This is a genomic window from Actinomadura sp. DC4 (assembly GCF_030406325.1).
GTDB lineage: Bacteria > Actinomycetota > Actinomycetes > Streptosporangiales > Streptosporangiaceae > Actinoallomurus.
In genome coordinates, this window is sequence record NZ_JAUEQY010000032.1 from 80,662 (window position 1) to 102,490 (window position 21,829).

Sequence of the window (21,829 nt, forward strand, 5' to 3'; positions counted from 1 at the left end):
CGTGGATGGAAGGAGAAACAGATGGACAAGCTCGAGGTGACTTCTCTTCCGGAGATCCCACTCTCAGTGCAGGCGTCGTCGGCCACGGTGTTCAGCGGCTGAGAGGCATCTGATGGAGCTGCATTGGCAGCCCGATCCGGCGAGAGCGCGGCTCGAACGTGCCGCGCTCTCCCGTTTTCTCGGGACGCAACTACAAGAACTGTTCGGCTGGGAGCCGCTGGAGCTGGAGCAGGAGCTCGGGGGAGACCTTGTTCATCCGGTGACGACCTCGATCGCGTACGCGAAAAAGAACGGCGTTTCTCTGTCTCTTCCCAGGCAGGCCATGGTCCGCGCCATCGGCGAAAGCCGCAGTCGGGCAGAGAAGGGCGTGACGGGCGGATCGTTCGCGGTTGATCTCCTTCCTCTGGACGAGACGGTGATGGCGGCCACCCTCGACCGGCACGTGGACATGGCACGGCGAATGGGCGACGTAGAGACGATCAGCTTTCACCGGCCCGAAGAAATAGAGCCCGACGACGCCCTCCGCGAGGCTCGCCGGCTGGTCGGCGACTACTGGCCTGCGATGCTGGCGGAAATGTCGGTCACCCTCTCCTGCCTGACGTTCTTCACCGCAGGGAGGGCAATAGGCTTCGCCGACATCTATACCCATGGGCTGATAGCACTCCGGGCGATCGAGCTGACGGCGCCGCTGGCCAAACTGGCAGAGGAGATCGTTCACGAATCCTCCCACGTACGCCTGAACAGCCTCCTCGCCAGCACGCCCTGCCTCCTCGACGACGGAGGCAAGGTCTATGAGACCCCGCTACGGGAAGATCCGCGCCCCGCGGCCGGTCTGCTCCACCAGCTGTTCGTCCTCGCGCGACTCTGCGAATGGCATGACCGACTGGGCGAGCGCGCCATTCCCGAGCGGGTGACGGAAGCGCGCGAAGACTTGATCGCCGCACACGCCGCCGTCTGCGCCGAGCTTCCGTTGACCGAGGCCGGGCGAGCACTCGTATCAACGATCGAACCCCGCCGAGTACCAGAATCGTCATGACCCTCACCCAGGTCGCGACGGCGGCCAGAACGCCACTACCCCGCGACTTCAAGAAGTGGTTCTGCGGCACGATCATCGCCACAACGGGAAACGTCGCCTTCTCCGTCACCTTGCAGTGGACGGCGACCACTCACGGTGGGATCGTCGCGGGAGTCGTGCTGGCGTGCGGCACCGTCCCGCAGATGATCCTCCTGCCGATCGGAGGCGCCGTCGCGGACCGGGTGGGCGTGCGCCGTGTCATGCTCATCACCCTGGTGTCAGAGGTATTGGCGTCACTGAGCCTGGCCGCCGTCGTCGTGGCCGCGGGCCCGGCCGTGTGGGTGCTGATCTCGTACAGCACGATCATCGGAGCCGGCAACGGCTTCCATCTTCCCGCCACGACCTCGATGGTTCGCAGGCTGGTAGAAAAGGATCAGCTGCCGCGTGCACACGCCACTCAGAAGGCGGGCCAGCAGATGGCCGCGTTCGCCGGTGCCCCGCTGGGCGGCCTCATGGCGACCGCCGGCGGCCTCGTGGGAGCGGCGCTCATCAATGCGATGGCCTGCGTCCTGGTCATCGTGACCCTGCTGGGCGTCCGGCCGGCACTGACGCCGCCACCATCAGAACCGCGGGCAAGCCTGGGCCGCGAGGTCCGGGACGGGATACTGCTCGCGGCACGCGACCCGCTGCTGCGGCCTTCGTTGCTCGTCATGGCCGCGACAGCCGCGTTCTTCGCCCCCGTGGCGCCCCTGCTCACCCCACTGCTCGTGAGGATGCACCACTGGGAGGCGACCGCGGTCGGGTGGCTCATGGCCTCCCAGGGCATGGCCTTCTTCCTTCTGGCGATCCTGATCTCGCGCCGCGGTGCGCTGAGACGTCTGGGGCTCACCTCGGCGGCGGGAATCGCCGCGATGGGCGTGGGAGTCGGCATCATCGCCCTGACGCCCACCTTGGCCGTCGGGATCGCCGGAGCGTCGGTGGCCGGCCTGGGCTACGGCCTCGCCGCCACCCACCTCACCCCACTGGTGATCAACGCGTCTCCCCACTCGCATCTGTCTCGCACCGCAGCCGCGATGACCCTCGTTCAAAACCTCAGCGTCGTGATGACGTTCGCGCTGGCCGGAGGGCTCGCTGAGGCGACCGATCCCGGCACGATCGCCCTGATCGACGGGCTCCTCCTCACCGCCATCGGCATCGCGGCGCTTACTTCCCGTTCCTTCCGGCGAGCCTGACCTGTCAGATAAGCCATTTGAACGGACCGTCACCGGACTGATCAGCGAGAACCCCAGAGCCGACTCACGAAAGCTGCGGCAGTACCTCCTCGGCGACGAGCCGGAGGTGATCCAGGTCGGTCAGGTCGAAGAGTTGAAGGTAGACGCGGTCCGCGCCGGCCTCCTTGAAGGCGTGAAGGTGCTCGGCGACCTGGGCGGGCGTCCCCGTCGCGCCATTGTCGACATGGCCGTCGAAATCGCCACCGCTCTTTGCGGCGATGGCCTTCTTCCGCTGCGCGATCTCCGCTGAGCCGGTGCCGCAGCAGAGCGTCACCACGGCGGAAAAGGTCATGTCGGCCGGGTCACGGCCGATCTCCTCGCAGGCGGAGCCGACCCTGTCGTACGCCTCGGCGCATTCCGCAGGAGACACTCCGTCGGTGTTGTATTCGGCGGCGAACCGCGCGGCCAGGGCCGGCGTGCGCTTCCGTCCCTGGCCGCCGACCAGGATCGGCGGGTGCGGTGACTGCACCGGCCGTACCAGAGCCGGGTAATCGTGGACCACGTGGTACTGCCCGTGAAACGAGTACGGCTCGCCGGGGCAGGCGGTCCACAGTCCTGTGATCAGGGCGAGCTGTTCTTCCAGGCGCTGGAACCGTTCCCGGGCCGAGGCCAGCGGGATGTCGAGCGCATGGTGTTCGCCGGCGAACGAACCTGCGCCCAGTCCGAGTTCGACCCGGCCACCGCTCATCGCGTCGACCTGGGCCACCATGAGGGCCAGGTGCCCGGGGTTGCGGAACGTGGAGCAGGTCATGAGTGTGCCCAGGCGAATCCGGGAGGTCTCCCTGGCAAGACCGGCGAGTGTTATCCACGCATCCGTCGGCCCTGGCAGGCCGTCGGCATTGCCCTCCCGCTGCAGGTGATCGGTCCGGAAATAGCCGGTGAAGCCGCATTGCTCGGCGAGCTGCGCCATCGCAAGCTGCTGGTAGTAAGTGGCTCCCTGCTGCGGTTCGGTGAGGACCCGTAACTCCATACAAGCAGAGTAACGGTTCACCACTTGACCGTAAAGAATGCGGTAAGTTCTGATACGTCGCCAGGAAACCGTCCTCGCCCGCCGGGATGGAAGAGGAGGACTTCGGCCCCGATCACCTATTCGATACACCGGAACGGCACGTCCGTTGTGGTGTTGATCGGCCTTTCCGTCCCCACTCCGAAGAAAGGTGCACCCATGGAATACCGTCACCTCGGCCGAAGCGGCCTGAAAGTCAGTGAGATAATTTACGGGAACTTCCTCACGCATGGTTCACAAATCGAGGAAGACGCCGCGCTCGGCTGCGTCGCGACCGCCCTCGATGAGGGCATCACCACCTTCGACACCGCGGACGAATACGCGGAGACCAGGGCCGAGGAGGTACTCGGCAGAGCGCTGCATGGCGTACGCCGTGAATCCGTCGAGATCTGCACCAAGGTCTACTGGCCGACCGGCTCCGGGGCCAACGACCGCGGCCTTTCCCGCAAGCACATCATGGAGTCCGTGAACGCGTCGCTCAGGCGACTGCAAACCGACTATGTGGACCTTTACCAGGCTCATGCATTTGATCACGAGACGCCGCTTGAGGAGACACTCCGGGCCTTTGACGACCTGATCAGGCAGGGCAAGGTGCTCTATGTGGGCGTCTCGGAGTGGCGGGCCGAGGAGATCGCGGCGGCACTGAAGATCGCTGGCGAGCTGGGCCTGGACCGGATCGTCTCCAACCAGCCGGAGTACAACATGATCTGGCGGGTCATCGAGTCCGAGGTCGTGCCGCTGTGCGAGAGGGAAGGAATCAGCCAGATCGTCTGGGCGCCGATCGCGCAGGGCACGCTCACCGGCAAATACCTGCCCGGCGCCGCGCCGCCTGCCGGCTCACGGGCCACCGACGACCGCGGCGGCTCAGAGTGCATTGCGGAGTATCTGACCCACGACATCCTCAGCCGAGTACAGCTGCTGCGACCGGTCGCCGAGGAGGCGGGACTGACTCTGGCCCAACTCGCCGTGGCGTGGACGCTGCAGAACCCGAATGTCGCCGGCGCGATTGTGGGTGCCAGCCGGCCTGAACAGATCCGGGAGAACGTACGGGCCGCCGGGATCCGGCTGGACCAGGAAGCGCTGCGGCGAATAGACGAGATCTTCGCGGGGCAGATCGTCACGGACGGGGCGAAGACCGCCAGCCCGGCGGTGCGGCCCTGACCGAACACGCACTCAGACGGATGTCGGGTCCCGGCGGGACCAGTGCTGCCAGCTGAAGAGGATCATCACAGCGGCGATGGGTATCGCGCCGAACAGCATGGGGGCACGGATTCCCGCGGAGCTCGCCAGCGCGCCGCCGGCCATGGCGCCCACGACCTCCGCGCTGCGGCTGACCGTGAGGTACAGCCCGGAGACGCGGCCGAGCATCCCCGCGGGTACCTGTCGCTGTCGCATCGTTACCGCCGTGATGTTGAACAGGGCGAAGGCGCCGCTGCTGGTGAACAGCATCACTGCGGCGACGACGACGTTGCCGGTGAGGCCGAGCCCGGCCTGGGAGAACGCCATTGCCAGCCCGGCGGTCAGCAGTGTGGGCCAGGACCCGAGGCGCCGCAGGACACGGGCTCCGGCCGCGCCGATCGCTATCCCGCCGAGTGCTCCAACGACCAGCAGCAAACCGTAGGCACTGGCCCGCTGATGCAGGATCTGGATCACGTACAGGACGAGCACCGCGAACCAGGCGGCATCCATCGCGCACACTACGGCAGAGGCGATCGTGACGTTCCGCATCTCAGAATGCCGCCACAGCCACCGCACGCCCTCGCGAAGGTCGCGGCCGATGGCCACCAGGGGTGACACCTGGTCCTGCCCGGCCGGCTTCTGTGACACCGGCTGGAAAACGCTCGGTAGCGTGAGCAACAAAAGCACGCCGATTCCCAGCGTCCCGGTGTTGATGGCGAAAGGCAGAACAGCGGCCAGGCCGAACAGCCAGCCGCCTGCCGCGGGTCCCGCCAGTTCGTTACCCACGATCTGCCCGGTGACCACCCGTGCGTTGGCCCATTCGAGGTCGGCGGGCTCGACCAGACGGGGCACGCAAATAATGGCCGCGGTCCCGCGCAGCGCCGAACCTGTCCCTGTGATGAACGCCGCCAGGTAGATAAGTCCGAGTCCGGCGTGATGCGCAAAGATTGCCACCGCCACACCCGAGACGATGACGGCTCGTGCACTGTCCACGATCACCATGAGCAGCCGACTGTCGCTGCGGTCGACAATAACGCCGATCCCCGCGCCCATCAGCAGCCAGGGGAGTTGCTGGACAGCCGTGACCGCGGCTACCGCCGTTGGTGAGCGGGTGAGCTGGGCGGCAAGAAGGGGAAACGCCGCCAGCCGGATACCGTCGCCGAAATCGGAAAGAAAGCCCGAGAGCCAGTACCAGGAAAAAGGCTTCGATAATCTGCGTATATACGCAACCATCTCGGCATTATGCCACGGCGGGTGCCCACCCGCCGCCCCATGACGCGCGGAACCGGACGCCGATTATTCCGGGTGCCGCTCCCGATCGCATCCGTACCCACATGCCGGCATATTTTCCGTCTACCTGAAAAATCCCGACGACCGGTTGCCAGGGTGAGACGGCCACCCGGCCCTCGTCGAGCGAGGGAAACAGGACGGGGCCGGGCACGATGAGGTCCTGGACGACGTGTGTCCGATCCTCGCGGGCCGCCTGCTCGGCGGAACTCCAGAAGACCCGCGCCGGTGTGCTGACACCGAGCACGACACCCGCGCCGGAGGAGCCGATGGTCGGCTTGAGGACGAGTTCGCCGTGATCGCGGCCGCGTAGCTCATCGAGGCCGAGGCAGGGACCGTGCCGTCCGGCACCCTCGCCGTCCAGCAGCCAGGTGGGCGGGACCAGGGAGGCCACCACCTCTGAAGCCTCCGGATCGAGCAGCCCGCGCCTCCGCGCGTCATGCAGCATCGCGAACGCCGCCTTGCCCGCCAGCCACTCATCGCGGAACGTGGATATCAAGACGGTCGCGCCGTCGGCAGCGGCCTCCAGCACCGGCATGGCCGACGCGGGATCGGTGGGGATGTCTTCGAGAAGAAAGGCGCGATGGACCACATGGATCGGACGCCGGCCGTGCCAGAGTCGTCCGTCCCGGTAGCGGACCTCTCGGTGATGGCAGAGCACCGCATCGAACCCGTGCGCCTGATAGAAGTCGGCGATTCTCCGCTGTTCTGCCTCTTGGGCGTCCCCGACTCCTTGCCAATCCATCACGGCCACGGCGGGCCGGTCGTCAATGGCAAGGCCCGCACAACGCTCGGTGGCGGCGCCGGCGAGCATGCTGAGGGGCGAAACGTTGGACAGGCGATGCTCCGCCAGGAAATCGGCGACCAGCGGGTAACGGCGGACGACATCGTCATAGTCCTCGACGATGAGCCCGCCGGCCCCGCCGGTCAGGTTGATCTCTCCCATGCGCCAGCCGGCCGGCTCGTGCAGGAAATCGCTCCGGGCCAGCCGCACGCTCAGCGGTATGTCCTCCTCGACGAAGGGTGCGATGGCCTGCTGCACACGCAGCTCCCGTACGGCCGTCTCCAGATCGCCGAAGACCAGCCGCGGCAGAGCGGCGAGTCCCGCGGTGAGAACGTCGGTCCCGCGGCACATCTGGGCGTGGTCATCCGCGTCGACCAGGAAAGGGACCGTAGCCACTCCCGCCGACGGAAAATACGCGCCCACGACTTTCTGCAGTTCCGCACTCAAGTCCTGAAGGACGGGCGCCGCCGCAGGCCGGCAAGCGGCCAGGTAGTCGACCAATGCAGCGTTCAGCCGCACTTTGTTCTCCATTCCTGTCGGTCTGCGCCGGCCACCGCCTCGGCCGGCCGCTCCCGGTTCGCCAGGGCACGTACGTCTCGGCCTGGCGCGGCTCGAGCCCGTCAGTCCTTGGTGTCTCCCAGCCGGGCCTGCTCGTCCCCGGAGGAGAGAACCTTCTGGCCCCTCATGATGTACTCCGCCACCTGCAGCGGAGGCAGGGCCTCGCCGGTCCGCGCGACGCAGTTCGGAGCGGGTGTCACGGTCGTGTCCCGCGCGGGGTCGAGGTAGAAGATGGCCGACTGGCGCCGCGGGATCGTCGCGCCCGCGTCGGGCGGGTACACCACCCGGTGCTCATTGGCGTGGATCACCCGGTTGGTCCACCTGGCGAGCAGGTCTCCGGGCTGGATGAACACCGCGTCCGGCGGGAGGACGACGGGCAGCCAGTCGTCCTCGGGCGTGTGCGGGCGCCGGATCTGCAGCCCACCGGGGTCCTTCCTGGCCGTGAGGATCGTGATGCCGTCTTCGTCGGTGTGCGGGCTGAACCGTACCTGCCCGGGCAGCGGCGCCTGGTTCCTCGCCGGGTAGTTGTTCGCCGCCAGGCCGCAGTAGGGCCGTTCCGTCCAGGCCGCCACATCCTCCCGGGGGAGGTCCAGCTCGGCGGCGACCATGTCGATCACCCGGGTGGACAGGTCGCGGAACAGCAGGAAGACCGCCAGCCACACCGACCGCATCCGGGCCGGCCGCTCGGGCCACAGGCCGAAGGACTCGAACTCATATCCCTGGAACCACTCGACGAGATCGGGAACCACCCCGGGCTCGACGAGGTCCGGGTCGCCACGGTAGATCGGCACCCATCCCTGCCACAGGCCCTCCCCGGGCGAGCGGACCTTGGCCTTCTCCTGCTCGGGCAGGTCGAAGAACTCGGCCGAGACATCGGCCAATTCCTGCTGGAGCTCCTCGGGGATCCCATGGCCGGTGAGCAATACGCACGACCAGTCGATCAGGGCCTGGGTCAGCTCGCCGGCGCTGGTCGTGGCCAGGTCGAGGACTGGGACGGTGGCAGCTGTCATCTTGCTGGCCCTTCTCCCTTGCCGGTGGCGAAGCGTGAACGATAGCGAGGAGCCGGCCCGGTGGCTTGTCGATGGTCCGGGCGTTAAATAGAGGCCCATTCAAGGCCGGTCTTACGAATATTTAACTTCAGTCTTACGAATGGGACAGGAGCCGTCAAGTGGCCCTGAGCTGCCGTAGCGAGGTTGCCCGATCGAACGACGCGGCATCCACCACAACGGCCGACCACTCCGGTCCTTGGCTCCGGGGAGCCAGCCGTGCATACTTGTGACTGCTGCGCGGGCGGAAGGACGCTGGATCGAGGCCCGCAAGACGGTTTGGAGGACGCCAGGAGTGTGGATTCTCGGCCTTTCCTGCTTCCGAGATGATGCGACGGCCGCCTTGCTCAAAGATGGCGCGGTGGTGGGCATCTCGGAGGAGGAGCGTTTCCTGCGTGTGAAGCACGCTGTGGAGCGGCCATCGGGAATTTTCGTGTCCTCGCTCGGCGAATCAGAGGCGCTCGACGGCTTCGAGCTCCGCTACTTTCCGGAACAAAGCATCAACTACCTGCTGTCCGAGGCGGAAATCGGACTCACGGACGTCGACATCGTCGCGTACGACTTTGATTTCGACCGGCGGATCAGACAGTGGGACCGTTTCCTTCCGGTCAGTGAGTTAGCGTCCGCGCGCCAAAATGAGCAATCCGTGGCGGCGCTGCGGTACTGGCAGCGAATGCTGGCGGATTTCGCCGAGCGCTGCGGGGCTCGGCTGGAATACGTGCCGCACCACCTGGCGCACGCGAGCGGCACCGTGTTCGGCTCCGGCTACCGGGAAACAGCGTTCCTGGTAATGGACGCGCTCGGTGAACTCGAATCCAGCACGTTCGGCTACTTCGACGGCGACTTTCACGTCGCCCGGCAGGTCGCGCTTCCGCACTCGCTGGGCATTTTCTACGCCGCGGTCACCAGTTTCCTCGGGTTCCGGCCGTTCAGCGACGAGCAGAAGACGATGGGCCTGGCCGCCTACGGTGACCCCGCGGTGTTCGCGGCCGACTTCGGGAGGATCCTCCACCCGGCCGCTGATGGATTCGCGACCGACCCGGACGCGATGTGGGGCAGCGACGTGATCGAGATGGACCGCCCGCCCCCGCTGGCCGGTGTCCTCGGCGTGCCGGCCGGCCCGTCGGCCGCCGAGGTCTGCCGTCCTCCCTACACCCACGTCGCGGCCGCCTCGCAGCAGGTCCTGGAACGCGTCGTGAACCACCTCGCCGACCAGGCCCTGGCCACCACGCGCAGCCGGCGACTGTGCCTGGCCGGGGGAGTGGCCCTGAACTGCGCGGCCAACGGGACCCTGTTACGCAGGGGTGACATCGACGAGCTGTACGTCCAGCCACAGGCCGGTGATTCCGGGACGGCGCTGGGGGCGGCCTACTACGCCCATTTCCGCGCGTCCGGCAGCAGGCCGGAGCCGCTGCCCCACGCGTACTGGGGACCTGGTTACACCGGCGGCGAGGTCCAGGCGCTGCTCGACCGTCTGAAGCTCCCTTACCGGCGGATCGAGCAGCCCTGGGACGCGGCGGCGGAACTGCTCGCCGACGGCAACATCGTCGGCTGGTTCCAGGGCCGGTCGGAATGCGGTCCACGCGCGCTCGGCAACCGCAGCATCCTGGCTCACCCCGGGGACGTCGCGAACCGGCACCGCATGAACATGGTCGTCAAGGATCGGGAATGGTGGCGGCCGTTCGCGGCGTCGGTCCTCGACGAGCAGCGCTCGCGGTACCTGGCCATCGACACGCCATCTCCGTTCATGCTGCTCACCATCCCGCTGACCGAGCTCGGCCGGCGGGACCTGGCGGCGGCCGCGCACACCGACGGCACCACCCGGCCGCAGACGGTCTCCGCGGCGGCGAACCCGCGCTACCACCGCCTGATCCGGGCGTTCCAGGACCGGACGGGTATCGGTGCGGTGCTGAACACCTCGCTGAACGTCAAGAGCGAGCCGATCGCCAACGACCCCGTGCACGCGATCTCCGACCTCTACACCACGGCGATGGACGCGCTGGTGATCGAGGACTTCGTGCTCGTCAAGCAGCCCTCCCCGGCAGGGCCACCCGAGCACCGGGCGGCCGGGGCCATGGTCCGGCCATGACCGGGCCGCAGTGGTCCTTCAGCAGGCGTGTGGTGGTCCGGATGGCGGGGTTTCCGGTCTCCTGGCTGCTGCGACTCCAGTCGCCGACGGCGACCGGGTGGGTCCGCGACTTCCTCGCTCTCGAAGCAGACCTGCTCAGCCGCCGGAGCGAGTACCTCGACTGGCTCTTCGAGGAGCGGCGGACAGCGGCCGACGCCCTGGTCCGCAGCGGGGCCAACCGGGCCGCGCGGCGGGTATGGCGGCTGCAGCCGGTGCCGCCGGACAAGCTGCCCGGCACCTGGCCGGAGCGGCTGGAACCATGGAACGCGGTGGCGCGCGAACGCCGGCGGCTGCTCGCCGCGGCGTCGGCCGGATGGCCGGCCGAGCTGGAGCGCCTGGAGGCAGTCCTCCGGTGCACCGCCTCATCGCCGGACCTGCAGGAGGCCGTGTTCCTCAACAGCCCCGACGCGCTGACCGGGATCCGCCGCTTCGCCGGCGGGCAGAGGTCCGCGCCACTGCGCCGGTTGGTCATCCGGTACCTGCAGCGGTTCTGCGTGAAGGTGGAGACCGGGGGCTTCTACGGCCCGATCAACCACGGGCAGCTCGTGCCCGGCTCGCCGGATCCGGTGTCGCTGGAGGCCGGCGGGGACGGCCGGGCCGGGCGGCGGCGTACTCTCCTCAGCTACTGGACGGCGCAGCAGATCGCGTCCGCGTGGGCCCGCGACGAGCGGCTCACCGGCCTGCTGCGGCTGTACCGCGCGGCCCGCAGCGACGAGGGGAGCGGCCCGGCACCCGAGCCCGCGCTGCTGGCGCTGGCCACCGGGGAGCACACCCTGGAGTCGGTGGCGCGGCGGCTCGGCATGGCGCTGGACGCCCTCCACGCCGTCGTGCTGGACGCGCAGTCCCGCGGATGGCTGCGGACAGGCATCCGGGTGCCCGCCACCGCCGGCGATCCACTGGCCGCGCTGCGCGGCCTTGTCGAGGACTCCGAGCTCGCGGCCCGCGTGGGCCTGCCCGGCCAGCTCAGCATGGTGGGCCACCTGCTCGGCGACTTCGAGCAGGCCGACCTGCCTGAGCGTGAACGGTTGCTGGCCGAGGGGAGCAAGCTTCTCACCGACCTGACCGGAGTACCCCCGGCCCGGGGCGCGGGATCGTTCTACGCGGATCGCTTCTGGTACACCGAGGAGGCCGTCGGCAATCTCGGGCACGTGACCTTCGGGCGGCCTGTCACAGGAGAACTGGCCGGCGCGCTCGCACCCGCCCTGGAGATCCTGGCCAGCAGCGCCGTGGACGAACGCGAGGCCCAGCACGAGAGCGTACGGGGGCTCCTTGCCTCGGCCGGCGGCGTGATCGGGGCGGAGCAGCTCCTGGACATGCCCGGTCCCGGGCCGGGAGACGGCACGGCGACATGGCCGGGCGTGCGGCTGACCGGGGCGCCGCGGCTGGAGCTCACTCCCGATGACCTTCGCGATCTCGGGCTGATCCGCGGCGACCTGGATCAGTGGCCGCTGTTCTGTGCCCCTGACGTGATGCTGGTGGCCCGCGACAGCGAGCAGCTCCGCGGCGCGGACTGGCAGGTCGTGCTGTCGGAGGCGCACCACATCTGCCCGCCGACGCAGCTGCCGTTCGTCACGTTCGACCCGGAGCCGGCCAGGGTGCGGGAAGAGACCTGGGACGCCGTACGATCTCTGGCCGGGACGGCGCGGCCACTGCTGCAGGGGATCGACCGGCAGAACAAGGTCCGGGACTACACTCCGGCCGGCCATCCGGTGCTCTGGCTGAACTGGCAGGCCCACGAGCCACGGGCGGACAGCGTGCGCATCGGCGACTGCCGGGTGGACGAAGGCCCGGACGGCAGGCCGGTCCTGCGAGACGGTGACGGTCGCCGGCTGGCGCTCTTCCCCGAGTACGAAGACGCTTATCCCGACATGCGCATGCTGCGGGCCGTCGCGCTGCCGGGGGTGGACAAACAGCCGGTCCGGCTGTCGACCATGACGCCGCGGATCACGATCGGCAGGCTGGTCTACCAGCGGCAGCGGTGGGACCTGGCCGCGGACGACCTGCCCCGCTGGCAGGTCCCGGCCGGGTCGTTCGAGGAGTATCTGGCCGCGTGGCGGTGGAAGACCGAGTGGAAGATGCCCGACCAGATGTTCGCCCGGCTGCCCGGCGAGGAAAAGCCGATGTTCCTGGACTTTCGCAGCCCGCTTTCGGTGGACACGTTCCTGCGGGCCGCCGCCGGATGCGACCGGCTGGGCCTGGATGAGATGCTGCCGGGCTTCGACGACCTGTGGCTGGAGATCGCGGGGGAGCGGTACTGCTGCGAGCTGCGGCTCACCGCGTTCAGGGACGGCGGCGGGCAGCCGCGGTGAGCGGCGACGATCTGGTGAGCCCGCGGTACGAGCCATGGCGCTTCATGCTCACCGTCGACGACGTCAATGAGAATCCACGCGAGGCGGCGGCGCAGGCCGGTGGCGCAGGCGCACCCGCGATCATCAACCTGTCGTCCGGGATCAACTCCCGTCACCCGCCGCAGCGGCTGGTGTCGTTCGTGGTCGGTGCGGCTAGTGACCCGCTGTTCTGGGAAGACTATGACGGTCCCTACGGTCACGTGGTCGGCCGGGCGGCCGTGGCCGCGTGTGAATCACTGCGCGGCGACGGGCGGCTCGAGCTGGGCATCGAGAATGTGATCATCACCGCGGGTGCCGGCGCCGCGTTGAGCGTGGCCGCTCGCGGGTTGCGCCACGTACGGTCCGCAGGCGCGGACGGGGAGCCGCCGCAGGCCATCGTCCCGGTGCCCGCCTTCCCGATGGCGGCCGCCTGCCTGGCCCAGGCGGGCTTCGGAATCGCCGAGCTGCCCGCCGCACCGGGGCATCGCTGGCTGCCTTCGGTGGCCGAGGTGATCGCGGCCGCCACACCGCGGACCCGGGTGCTGTATCTGAGTACGTTCAACGACCCGAGCGGAGAGCGCTACGACGGCACCGAGCTACGTCAGCTGGTGACGTGGGCCAGGGACCAGGACGTCACGATTCTGCATGACACCGTCTCGTCCGACATCTCCTGCGCCGAGCCGGTCTCGCATCTGCTCTCGATCGCCGCCGCGGCGGACTACCTGAACGGCGTGGTCACGGTCGGCGGCATGTCCCGATCGCGGGCCATTCCGGGCTTCCACGTCGGCTGGCTCATCGCCGGCGCCGCGCTGGCCCGGCAGTTCGCCCGGCTCAATGACCTCGTCGCGCCGTCGTCACCCGCGATCGCCTCCCCCGCGTTGTTGATCGACCGGCTGGCCGCCGCCGCCGGGGCGCGGTCCGGCGGCGGCCGGCCTGCGCCGGACGCTCAGGACCTGGCCACGGCGTGGAGCCAGGTGCTGGAGCTGACCGGCCCGTACCTGCCGGCGTTCCCCGGATTGGAGGAGTTCCTGGGCACGGCGGCGGCCGAACTGGCCGAGGACGGTGCGGTGAGCGAACTGGCCCGGTGGCGGGCGTCGCTCCGGGAGCTGCTGGGTGGCAATGCCGCGATCCTCCGCGAGGAGTTCGGCGACCTGGTCGGGGAGGTGCCCGCCTGGCACGGCGACTTCAGTACGTTCGTGGAACTGCCGGCGCTGCGGGGCCGCGACTACCTCGCCACCACCCACCGCCTGTTCCGAGACGACCGGCTGCAGACCCTGCCCGCCCCTGTTTTCGGGTGCGACAGCGCGTGGTGGGCTGAACGGGGCTACTTCACCCGTCTGTCGTTCGCACTCCCGGCGGAGACCTGGGCGGAGGGCCTCCAGCGCCTGCGCCGGGCGGTCACGCGGGTCGGCTAACGACGCCGAAGGCGCACGTCGAACGAGTCACGCAGGGCGTCGCCGACGAAGTTCAGGGCCATGACCGTGGCCACGATGCAGGCGGCGACCGGGAAGACCAGCCACCAGTAGCCGTCCTGCACGTCCTCGATGCCGTCGGAGAGCTGGTTTCCCCAGTCGACATTCGGATAGTGCAGCCCGAAACCCAGGAACCCGATGTAGGAGACCAACAGGATCGCGTCCGCCACCTGGAAGGTGACGCTGACGATTATCACTCCCAGTGAGTTCGGCAGCAGGTGACGGAAGATCAAGCGCCAGTTGCCCGAGCCCGCGCCGCGCGCTGCCGACACGAAGTCCATGGACCGCAGGGAGAGCGCCTCGCTGCGTATGATCCTGGCGGCGAACAGCCAGGAGAAGGCGCCGATCACGATGCTCAGGGAGAGTACGGTCGCGCCGAACTTCACCGCCAGGATGAGCACGACGAATACGATCGGGATGGAGAGGAAGACATCGACGACACGCATCAAGACCGAATCTATGATGCCGCCGAGAAGTCCGGCCAGCGTGCCCCAGAGGGTGCCCACGGTGATGGCGATGAAGGCTGCCAGGAAGCCGATCTCAAGCGCGGTCTGGCCGCCCTTCATTATTCGGCCGAGCTCGTCGAAGCCGTTATTGTCCGCCCCCAGGGGGTGTGCGGCGCTCGGTGGTGCGTAGGAGTCGGACAAGTTGGGGGTGATCTGATCAGTGTGATACACAAATGGCCCGATAAAGCAGAAAAGCACGAAGAAGACCAGGATCGCCAGGCCGACGACCGCCAGCCTGTTCCTCGCGAACTCGCGCAGCGCACGTCGCCAGCTGCTCTGAAAGACACCTACCTCGCCGCCCTCGGGGGTCGGCCCCCGCTCAGGTAGTGCCTGGATCTGTCCGGTCATGTCCTGCCTTCCCTGCTCGGCCGGTGTCAGGTCAGCTGAATTCGAGGATCAGTAACGGCGAGAGCGATGTCCGCGAGGAAGTTTCCGGCAATCACCAAAATGGCGCCGAGCATGCTGAAGGCCAGCAGCAGGGGATAGTCGGCCTTTTGCAGGCTGTTGAAGAAAAGCAGCCCGAGCCCAGGATAGTTGAACAGATACTCTGTTATCAGGTCGCCGGTCAGCAGTGTCGGGATGAACAGGCCGATCAACGTGATGATCGGTGCCGAGGCGTTGCGAACGAGATGCCGCAGGAGTACGAGGCGTTCTGGTAGCCCTTTTGCTCGCGCCACCCTGATGTAGTCCTGGGCGAGTACGTCGAGAGAAGACGAGCGCATATAGCGTGAGAAGGTGGCGACGGAGAGGCCGGTGAGCGTTGCTATCGGCAGCGTCATCTCGCGCCATGCGCCCATGACGGTCAGCACCGACGATGATTGGCTCGCCTCGAACGAGAAGATGGGCAGCCAGAGTGCGAAGACTTGTATCAGGATGAGGCCGAGCAAGAACAGCGGCGTCGAGTAGGCGATGAACGCCAGACTGGTTACCACGTTGTCGCCGATGCTGTTCCGTCTTACCGCCTGATAGATGCCGAGTGGTAGCGCGATGAGCACGGCGAAGAGCAGTGAGATGCCAGAAAGAAAGGCGCTGCGTGCGGCCCGCTGCATGAACAGGGCGGTAACGGTCTGGTTGGCGGCATACGAAAATCCCAGATTACCGTGCAGGACGTTATTGAGATAGTGAAGGTACTGCACGGCGACCGGGTCGTCATATCCGTTTGCCTTGTTCCAGGCATTGACTGCCGTCACGCTTGCGCGCAGTCCTATCACGTCTCTGGCGGGCGAGGGGTAGACCGCATGTAACAGGCCGAACATGACAATCGAGATGCCGAAGACAACGATGACCGATGCCATCAGTCGGCGAGCCAGGTAAGAGATCAAGGCCACCCCGGAGTGAGAAGGAGATGACGGACCCGGTCCAGGCGTGCGGGCCTACCGGGCACTTTGAGTTGAGTTAATGCTGGGGGGTGGTGAGATACCAGAATTCCGGTGTCACATAGTATTGACTGAAGTTCTCGAACGCGGCGCGAGGCCCTGAGATGCTGTTCTTCCAGGCGAAGATGATATCAGGGATCGGTTGCCACAGGACTGGCTCGTCCAGAGTCAGGAAGGCCGCCTCCTTCCGCACCGCCTCAGGGTCGTTCCCGTAGATCGAGGCATTGATGAGCTTGTCCGCCGTGGGATTGCTGTAACTGCCGGCCTGGTAAACCCCGCCTGTGTTCAGAAACCCGAACTGCGTGGGGTAGGGCAGGTTCGGTTCTCCTGGGCGTCCCCAGATCTGCATGGCCCATTTGTTGATGGTGGCCGGTGTGTACGGGTTGGCGTAATGACTGGCGATGTAGGGGCCGCTCGCGCTGGAAAGGGAGATGGTGATGCCGGCCTGCTTGGCCGTCGCGGCGAGGTTGGCGGATTCCTGCCCGTACAGCGCAGGGCTGTTGGCGTAGATCAGGTTGAAGGCGAGGCGGGTGCCTGCCGGGATGCCGGCACCGCAGGCGTCCGGACCGGTGCCGGGCCGGGTGCAGGTGTCGGTGCCGCCGGGCCGGATGGTCCAACCGTGGCTTTTGAGCAGGCGGATGGCCTCGGCCACGTTGAAGGGGTAGGGGTTGGTCTTGGCGACGTCGGGCACCCAGTGGTTCGGGGGGACGGTGGGGATGGGGCCGAAGTTGGGGACGCCGGCGCCGTGCATGTAGGCCTTGATCCAGCCTTCCTGATCTTGCAGGTGGGCGAGGGCCTGGCGGAAGTACAGCTGGCTGGCGATGGCGCCGAAGTGGCCGGTGGCGTTCTTGAAGTTGAAGGCGGCCAGCGCGCTGCCGAAGGTGGGGATGCCGAAGACGTTGTAGCCGCGCCGGCGGACCGAGGGGATCTGCGGGACCGCGGTGTAGTCGATGTAGCCGACGTCGATCTTGCTGGTCTTGAGGGCGTTCTGCTCGGCGGTGTTGGAAGTGAACGGCACGCCCTGGAAGTTGGACACGCGGGCGGCGTGGGGGCCGCCGTAGGAGGGGTTGGGGACCATCGTGAAGGCGCCGCTGGTGGGGTTGTAGGCGCTCAGGTGGTAAGGGCCGTCCACGACCTTCCACAGCGGGTTGGTGGCGTACGTCTTGAGCGACTTGTTCTGCGCTATCAGAAAGTCGTAGATCTTCTTCGCGTTGGCCGGTTTGGTGAAGTCCAGAATGGAGCCGTCGACCGAGTCTTTCGCCCATGCGTGGCTCGGGAACGGAGTGCCGGCGGTGGCGAGGATGTCCTCCTCGAACCAGGTGGGGTTGACCGGCTTGGAGAGCTTGAGCACCAGTGTCGACGGGCTCGGCGTGGTGGCGCTTACCAGGTTGTCCGGGAAGTATCCGGGAGTGTAATAAACCCAGTTCGCGGGGTTCTCCTTGACCGCGGCCTTCATCAGGTCGAGGTCGAACAGGACGTCCCTGGAGGTGACCGGCTGCCCGTCGGACCATTTGTAGGCGCTGTTCATGGTGATGGTCAGCGTTTTGTTGTTATCCGACCACACCGGCCGCCGAGCCAGGCTCATCGATGGGACGATCTCTGGGACAGCGCCGTTCTGCGTCCAGTACAGAGGCCGCCACATCTGCCACTGGAACGGCTGGACATTGTAGGCTGAGGCGCTGAATGAGCTGTTGAGAGGGAAGATCCAGATGGGCACTGAGTTCGGTGCCAGCGCGTAGGTGATCGTGCCGGCGTACTGCTTTCCCGTGGCGGGCTCGGGCACGGACCCGACCGAGCCTTTCATCGTCGAACTGTCCTTGGCCGTGGGGCCATGGCTCCCGCTGCAAGCGGCGAGGGCTAAGAGCGCTGCGATCGCGATGACGAGTGCGGGCGTTCGGCGCGCCTTCCCCGGCCGCGCTTCATGAGCCTGGTCGCTGGAGTAGACCATCGGCTTATCCCTTCAGTTCATCTTTTCCGCATGGCGCGTCAAACTTCCTAAGACGGGACATTCCGGCGCATCGCTGGCCAGGCCGGCGCGAATCAGGCTCGGTTCCCCTCGTCACCCACGCGACAGTTCCCCATAGTGACATGTAAGCCTATTTAGGCCTATGCCATAACGCAATCATGCACTGTCCTTGCGTGGATGGATAGCCCCCCGCCCGAAGCGCCGTGGCGGGCCGGGCGGGGGACCGGAGCATGTCTCGACGGCGGGACTTCAAGGCACGCTCACTTCGAGGTGGGCTCTCGATCGTTGGTGGGATATATATGTGCTGGTCAGTGATCGTTTGACAGGTGCGTAGATGAGCCAGTTGTGCCGGATAGCGGAACTTAAGGGCCAGGACGCGTTGGTCGACGCGCGGCGGCGGCATCTCTTTGGCCTGCCGGTGCGGCGATCGGGCACACTGGTGATGTGCTGACCCGCCAGTCCCTGTGCGCGTGGTGTGAGTCCGCGCTGGGCGCACGCGTGGTCGACGTGGTCCGGCGGACCGGCCACCTGTCCCAGGTCCTCGTCGTGGTGCTCGCCGATGGTCGTCAGGTCGTCGTGAAGGTGCGCCCGTTCGAACCGAGGCTGCGGGGATGCGTCGAAGTGCAGCGGTCGCTCGCGGCGGGCGGCTTCCCGTGCCCTGCTCCGCTCGCCGGTCCCGACCTGATCGACACACTCGCGGTCACCGCGGAGACGCTGGCCGACGTCGGGGTACAGCACGGCGTGGCGGATGGGGCCGAGGCGTTCGCCGGGCTGCTGGCGAGGCTGGTCGCGGCCGCGCCCGCTCCTGCCGCCGTGCCGTCGCTCGACCCGTCTCCGCCGTGGAACGGCTGGGACCACGGCGGAGCGGAGCTGTGGCCGGACCGCGATGACGAGGGTCGCAACCTCAACCGCGTCGGTGGCCCGGCATGGCTCGACCGGGCCGCGGCCGACGTACGGCGCCTGCTCCGCGACCATCGCGCGCCTGACCGCGTGGGACACGGCGATTGGGAGTCACAGAACATCCGGTGGCTGGACGACGAGGCGACCGCGGTCCACGACTGGGACAGCGTGATCGCCCAGCCCGAGGCGGCCATCGTGGGATTCGCGTCCGCCGTATGGACCAAGCAGGGCAAGCCAGACGAGGTCGCGAGTGTGGAGCAGAGCAGTGCCTTTCTCGACGCCTACGAGCGGGCGGCCGGCGTGCGCTGGACCCGGCCCGCCCGGCGGGCCGCCTGGGCCGCGGGCCTGTGGGTGCGGCTCTTCGACGCCAAGATGGAGGCCGCCTCGGGCGGAGGACCGGAGCTCGACCGGCTCTCCGGTGAGGTCGCGCGGCGGCTGGAGCGAGCAGGGCTTCCGGCCTGACCCCGCAGCTCCCGGACGTCAGGCCGGGAGTACGCCGCGGAGTCTGGCGGCGACCGACCGCAGGAAGACGACGGCGCCGGCGATCAGTCCGGCGCCGGCGAGCGCGAGCGTCACGCGGAACCCGAGCAGACCGCCGACCGCGCCGCCGGCCAGTGCGCCGAGCGGCATCGCCCCGTAGGTGATGGTGCGGTAGCCGGCGTTCACGCGGCCCAGCATGTCCGGCGGGACGTGCAGCTGGCGGAGCGTGACCGCGTAGATATTGAAGACCACCAGGCCGAGGCCGTAGAGCGCGAATATCGCTCCGAACGCGATGGGCGTCCACAGGCCGATGTCCGCGACGGCCGGCAGTAGCGCAAGCGACACGGATGCGATGGCCATCCCTCCGCCAAGGGCGAGCCCGGAGCGCAACGTCGGGCCCACCCGGCCGCAGAACACGGTGCCGGCCATCGTTCCGATACCCCCTGCGGCGAGGGCCAGGCCGATGGTCCCGGCGCGCAGGTGCAACACCCGAGACGTGTAGAGGAGAAAGTTGGTCATCACCGCCTGCTCGAAAAAGTTGAAGGACGCGCTCACCGCGATCAACCCGCGCAGAATCGGATCCTGGAGCGTGCGCCGCGCACCGTCCGCGATGTCGCGAGCCATCTCGCGGACCGTCGCCCTCGGTGCGTCCGGAGCCGTGGCGCTCGACGCCTCCCTCGCCGGCTCTCGCGAGCGCACGGCGAGCACCGTCCAGCCCGCGACCGCGTACGACACCGCGTCGAAGAGGATGGCGCCGGGTGCGGTCACGAGTTGGATGAGCACGCCGGCCAGGCCCGGGCCGAGCGTGTCGGCGACCGAAGTGGTGCCTTCGATCGCGCTGTTGGCGCGGACGAGGGCATCACGATCGACCAGGGTAGGCACGTACGAGAGGTAGGCGATCTCGAAGGCGGCGGAGAAGCCGCCCACGAGCAGCGCGACGGCCAGCAACGTCGGCAGGGTGAGCATCGCCGCCCAGGCGAGCAGCGGGATCGCCGCGAGCGTCACCGCACGCGCGATGTGGGCGACCAGCATGAGGGGGCGCGACCGGTGCCGGTCCACCCAAACGCCCGCGAGCGGAGTCACGATCAGGACGGGCAGCGTCGTGCCCGCCGTCACCAGCCCGACCCAGGCCGACGTGGCGTGGAGCGTCAGGATCGCCGCCAGGGGGAGCGCGAGGTAGGTGACCTGGGTGCCGAGCGCGGACACCGTCTCGCCGCCCCAGAAGAGCAGGAAGTCCCTGGTCCGCCACTGCGGGCGCGCGATAGGAGGGTCAGCTGCCATTGGTCTCATGCCGCCTCGTCAGCGGCTGCGGGCATCGCAACGCGGGCAGCAGGGGATCGGCCTCGTCGGCGAAGTGCGCCGCCGCCCGCTCACCGATCTCGGCCCGTAACCCGTCAGTGACCCGCCGGACCGCTCCGTCGACGACGTCGTCCGGCCACGCCCATCCGATCGGCAGCGCCCACAGCGAGGTCAGCCGGGCGCCGCGCCGTACCTTGGCAAGCAACGAGCTGACGCCCAGATGCAAGGCTCGCGCGCCGGTGGCGTAGGCGTGGGAAATCGGTGCGTAGTACATGATGTTGAAGTACGCGTAGGCGGCCTCGGGGGCCAGGTCGTAGTTCAAGCCGACCATCCGGATATACAGGGCGTCGCCATGCCGGTACGCGAGCGCGAACGCGCCGATCTGGCCGCGTAGCCGGCCGACGAACGCGATCGCGCGGTCCCCGAAGGCCTGCTCCTGACGCGCGAGCAGCCGCGCCAGCGCGCGCGGCTCTCCCCGCGCACCGTGCTTTTCCTGGAGAGCCGCCACCAACGGCACCACGTCGTCGATGACCGCGCCCAGCGGAACGACCTCCGTGCGCCATCCGCACGCGTCGTACGCCTTGAGCTCACGCCGGATACTCGTCCGCTGCTTCTTCGGCAACTCGCCCAGCCAGTCGGCGAACGATCCGTCGGGAAGGGCGATCGTCGCGTCGCTGTCGACCGGGGCGCCGCGGCTGCCGACGTCCGCGGCGAGCTGGGAGTAGGCGTTCCCTGGAACGTACAGCAGCACCGCCTGCCGGTCATCATGACCGGCGCGCTCCGCGGCCTCGCGCAGGAGACGCGTGCGGACCCCGCTCGTGTCGGCGGGGGCGAGGCGGTCGCTCACGGGGACGTCGCAGCGATACCCGGACCTGGCCCCGGCGAGCACCAGCGCACGTGAGCGAGGGACGTCGTCACGCTCCAATAACACGCGCAGATTGTAACGTTCGTTACCGGCCACCCGTGGCCGGTAATACGGAAGTCCGCCCATGAGGGCGCCATTTCCGTCACGGGCGATTAGATAAGATACGTCCGCGGATGGATCTGCCTCATCACTGAGCAGCCATGTGTGCGCGGTGTAGAACCCGGCGGCGGACTTCAGGGCGTCCCACTCGGCCGGCTCGACAGATCGGAGCGAGGAGGCGACATCGACATGTATCTCGCCAATCATGCGGACGATGCTATCGAAGGCATTTCGGTAGCCGAAGGCATAATCGCGCCCGAGTTCT

16 protein-coding genes are annotated in these 21,829 nt (G+C 67.9%); 7 read left to right on the forward strand and 9 right to left on the reverse strand.

What is annotated here, in order from left to right; genetic code table 11:
- Nucleotides 1-112: 112 nt before the first annotated feature.
- Nucleotides 113-1,036 (forward strand): HEXXH motif-containing putative peptide modification protein, encoded by a 924-nt coding sequence (locus QWU11_RS38330; RefSeq protein ID WP_290119445.1) that lies wholly within the window; start codon nt 113-115, stop codon nt 1,034-1,036.
- Nucleotides 1,033-2,247 carry an MFS transporter gene (locus QWU11_RS38335; RefSeq protein WP_290119446.1) on the forward strand — a complete coding sequence of 405 codons (1,215 nt, stop codon included), beginning with the start codon at nt 1,033-1,035 and terminating at the stop codon, nt 2,245-2,247. Before QWU11_RS38330 ends, QWU11_RS38335 begins: the two co-directional genes overlap by 4 nt.
- Nucleotides 2,248-2,311: 64 nt before the next feature.
- Here the strand turns inward: QWU11_RS38335 and QWU11_RS38340 are convergent, their stop codons facing one another.
- Entirely contained in the window at nt 2,312-3,256 is a 945-nt protein-coding gene (locus QWU11_RS38340; protein WP_290119447.1) for a TIGR03560 family F420-dependent LLM class oxidoreductase, read from the reverse strand.
- 195 nt (nt 3,257-3,451) lie between these two features.
- Here QWU11_RS38340 and QWU11_RS38345 point away from each other — a divergent pair, with 195 nt between their 5' ends.
- The gene (locus QWU11_RS38345) at nt 3,452-4,453 is read left to right on the forward strand and encodes an aldo/keto reductase family protein (RefSeq protein WP_290119448.1); all 1,002 of its coding nucleotides are present in this window, start codon (nt 3,452-3,454) and stop codon (nt 4,451-4,453) included.
- Between the two features lie 12 nt (nt 4,454-4,465).
- Here the strand turns inward: QWU11_RS38345 and QWU11_RS38350 are convergent, their stop codons facing one another.
- The 3 genes from QWU11_RS38350 to QWU11_RS38360 all read right to left on the reverse strand — a co-directional run bounded on the left by QWU11_RS38350 (nt 4,466) and on the right by QWU11_RS38360 (nt 8,110).
- The gene (locus tag QWU11_RS38350; protein ID WP_290119449.1) at nt 4,466-5,704 is read right to left on the reverse strand and encodes an MFS transporter; all 1,239 of its coding nucleotides are present in this window, start codon (nt 5,702-5,704) and stop codon (nt 4,466-4,468) included.
- Nucleotides 5,705-5,711: 7 nt separating this feature from the next.
- Nucleotides 5,712-7,073: a hypothetical protein gene (locus QWU11_RS38355; RefSeq protein ID WP_290119450.1), complete on the reverse strand. Its 1,362-nt coding sequence runs from the start codon at nt 7,071-7,073 to the stop codon at nt 5,712-5,714.
- Nucleotides 7,074-7,162: 89 nt separating this feature from the next.
- A complete protein-coding gene (locus QWU11_RS38360; protein ID WP_290119451.1) occupies nt 7,163-8,110 on the reverse strand; it encodes a 2-oxoglutarate and iron-dependent oxygenase domain-containing protein in 948 nt (315 codons plus the stop codon).
- 331 nt (nt 8,111-8,441) lie between these two features.
- Between QWU11_RS38360 and QWU11_RS38365 the strand changes: the two genes are divergently transcribed.
- Genes QWU11_RS38365 through QWU11_RS38375 form a run of 3 tightly spaced genes read left to right on the forward strand, consistent with a single transcriptional unit; the run spans nt 8,442 to nt 14,016 of the window.
- Nucleotides 8,442-10,235, forward strand: coding sequence for a carbamoyltransferase C-terminal domain-containing protein (locus tag QWU11_RS38365; protein ID WP_290119452.1), 1,794 nt, complete (start codon nt 8,442-8,444; stop codon nt 10,233-10,235).
- Nucleotides 10,232-12,583: a lantibiotic dehydratase gene (locus QWU11_RS38370; protein ID WP_290119453.1), complete on the forward strand. Its 2,352-nt coding sequence runs from the start codon at nt 10,232-10,234 to the stop codon at nt 12,581-12,583. Before QWU11_RS38365 ends, QWU11_RS38370 begins: the two co-directional genes overlap by 4 nt.
- Nucleotides 12,580-14,016: a pyridoxal phosphate-dependent aminotransferase gene (locus QWU11_RS38375; protein ID WP_290119454.1), complete on the forward strand. Its 1,437-nt coding sequence runs from the start codon at nt 12,580-12,582 to the stop codon at nt 14,014-14,016. Before QWU11_RS38370 ends, QWU11_RS38375 begins: the two co-directional genes overlap by 4 nt.
- Here the strand turns inward: QWU11_RS38375 and QWU11_RS38380 are convergent.
- From QWU11_RS38380 to QWU11_RS38390, 3 genes are all read right to left on the reverse strand, one after another.
- On the reverse strand, nt 14,013-14,927 hold the full coding sequence (locus tag QWU11_RS38380; protein ID WP_290119455.1) for an ABC transporter permease: 915 nt from the start codon (nt 14,925-14,927) through the stop codon (nt 14,013-14,015). The two genes, QWU11_RS38375 and QWU11_RS38380, sit on opposite strands and share 4 nt — an antisense overlap.
- A gap of 26 nt (nt 14,928-14,953) precedes the next feature.
- Nucleotides 14,954-15,907, reverse strand: coding sequence for an ABC transporter permease (locus QWU11_RS38385; protein ID WP_290119456.1), 954 nt, complete (start codon nt 15,905-15,907; stop codon nt 14,954-14,956).
- 67 nt (nt 15,908-15,974) lie between these two features.
- Nucleotides 15,975-17,903, reverse strand: a complete 1,929-nt coding sequence (locus QWU11_RS38390) for an ABC transporter substrate-binding protein (protein WP_290119457.1) — start codon at nt 17,901-17,903, stop codon at nt 15,975-15,977.
- Nucleotides 17,904-18,365: 462 nt separating this feature from the next.
- Between QWU11_RS38390 and QWU11_RS38395 the strand changes: the two genes are divergently transcribed.
- A complete protein-coding gene (locus QWU11_RS38395; protein ID WP_290119458.1) occupies nt 18,366-19,283 on the forward strand; it encodes a phosphotransferase in 918 nt (305 codons plus the stop codon).
- Nucleotides 19,284-19,301: 18 nt separating this feature from the next.
- Here the strand turns inward: QWU11_RS38395 and QWU11_RS38400 are convergent, their stop codons facing one another.
- Nucleotides 19,302-20,582, reverse strand: a complete 1,281-nt coding sequence (locus QWU11_RS38400) for an MFS transporter (protein ID WP_290119459.1) — start codon at nt 20,580-20,582, stop codon at nt 19,302-19,304.
- Complete coding sequence (locus tag QWU11_RS38405; protein WP_290119460.1) at nt 20,572-21,771, reverse strand: GNAT family N-acetyltransferase; 1,200 nt, start codon at nt 21,769-21,771, stop codon at nt 20,572-20,574. The genes QWU11_RS38400 and QWU11_RS38405 overlap by 11 nt, the downstream gene beginning before the upstream one ends.
- Between the last annotated feature and the right edge of the window lie 58 nt (nt 21,772-21,829).

Coding starts and splice junctions, on each gene's coding strand:
- QWU11_RS38330 (WP_290119445.1), top strand. CDS start 113: ATGGAGCTGCATTGGCAGCCCGATCCGGCGAGAGCGCGGCTCGAACGT.
- QWU11_RS38335 (WP_290119446.1), top strand. CDS start 1,033: ATGACCCTCACCCAGGTCGCGACGGCGGCCAGAACGCCACTACCCCGC.
- QWU11_RS38340 (WP_290119447.1), bottom strand. CDS start 3,256: ATGGAGTTACGGGTCCTCACCGAACCGCAGCAGGGAGCCACTTACTAC.
- QWU11_RS38345 (WP_290119448.1), top strand. CDS start 3,452: ATGGAATACCGTCACCTCGGCCGAAGCGGCCTGAAAGTCAGTGAGATA.
- QWU11_RS38350 (WP_290119449.1), bottom strand. CDS start 5,704: ATGGTTGCGTATATACGCAGATTATCGAAGCCTTTTTCCTGGTACTGG.
- QWU11_RS38355 (WP_290119450.1), bottom strand. CDS start 7,073: ATGGAGAACAAAGTGCGGCTGAACGCTGCATTGGTCGACTACCTGGCC.
- QWU11_RS38360 (WP_290119451.1), bottom strand. CDS start 8,110: ATGACAGCTGCCACCGTCCCAGTCCTCGACCTGGCCACGACCAGCGCC.
- QWU11_RS38370 (WP_290119453.1), top strand. CDS start 10,232: ATGACCGGGCCGCAGTGGTCCTTCAGCAGGCGTGTGGTGGTCCGGATG.
- QWU11_RS38380 (WP_290119455.1), bottom strand. CDS start 14,927: ATGACCGGACAGATCCAGGCACTACCTGAGCGGGGGCCGACCCCCGAG.
- QWU11_RS38390 (WP_290119457.1), bottom strand. CDS start 17,903: ATGGTCTACTCCAGCGACCAGGCTCATGAAGCGCGGCCGGGGAAGGCG.
- QWU11_RS38400 (WP_290119459.1), bottom strand. CDS start 20,582: ATGGCAGCTGACCCTCCTATCGCGCGCCCGCAGTGGCGGACCAGGGAC.
- QWU11_RS38405 (WP_290119460.1), bottom strand. CDS start 21,771: ATGATTGGCGAGATACATGTCGATGTCGCCTCCTCGCTCCGATCTGTC.